Annotated in this window: 1 pseudogene; it reads left to right on the forward strand. The window is 57.5% G+C overall.

The annotated features are described in order from the left end of the window. A pseudogene (locus QVP67_RS10400) lies at positions 1-986 on the forward strand (ABC-F family ATP-binding cassette domain-containing protein); the annotation flags it as partial. Positions 987-1,039: the final 53 nt, after the last annotated feature.

The following is a 1,039-nucleotide window of genomic DNA, read 5'->3' on the forward strand; positions in this document are numbered from 1 at the left end:
CTTTCTGGCCACCCGTGCCAACGCCGTGGTGCTCGTCAGCCACGACCGCGCCTTCCTGAACAACGTCACCACCCGCACCATCGAAATCAGCTGCGGACATATCTACGACTATAAGGTGAAGTACGACGAGTTCGTCACCCTGCGCCGCGAGCGCCGCGAACAGCAGCTGCGTGCCTACGAAAACCAGCAGAAGCAGATCGAAGACACCGAAGCCTTCATCGAACGCTTCCGCTACAAGGCCACCAAGGCCGTACAGGTGCAGAGCCGCATCAAGCAACTGGAGAAGATTGAACGCATCGAGGTGGACGAGGAAGACAACTCCACCCTGCGCCTGAAGTTTACCTGCTCCAGCCGCAGCGGCAACTATCCCGTCATCTGCGAAGACGTAGCGAAAGCCTACGGCGACCACGTTGTCTTCCACGACGTCAACCTGACCATCAACCGTGGCGAAAAGGTGGCCTTTGTGGGCAAGAACGGTGAAGGAAAATCCACCCTCGTGAAGTGCATCATGGGCGAGATAACCGACTATACCGGCCGCCTTACCCTGGGACACAACGTACAGATAGGCTACTTTGCCCAGAACCAGGCACAGCTGCTGGACGAGAACCTGACGGTGTTCGACACTATCGACCGTGTGGCCGTTGGCGACATTCGTCTGAAGATACGCGACATATTGGGCGCTTTCATGTTCGGCGGTGAGGCCTCGGACAAGAAGGTAAAAGTGCTCTCCGGCGGCGAGCGCACCCGTCTGGCCATGATCAAGCTGCTCTTGGAGCCGGTGAACTTCCTCATCCTCGACGAGCCCACCAATCACCTGGACATGCGCTCGAAGGACGTACTGAAGGAAGCCATCCGCGACTTCGACGGAACAGTAATTATTGTCAGCCACGACCGTGATTTTCTGGACGGACTTGCGACTAAAGTCTATGAGTTCGGCGGCGGAGTGGTGAAGGAACACTTGGGAGGCATTTACGACTTTATACGGAGCAAGAGCCTCACCTCCGAATCGGGCCTCACCCCCGACCCCTCTCCCAAGGAG

Origin of the sequence: Bacteroides sp. CAG:633 (assembly GCF_000435115.1) — a bacterium.
Classification (GTDB): Bacteria; Bacteroidota; Bacteroidia; order Bacteroidales; family Bacteroidaceae; genus Bacteroides; species Bacteroides ndongoniae.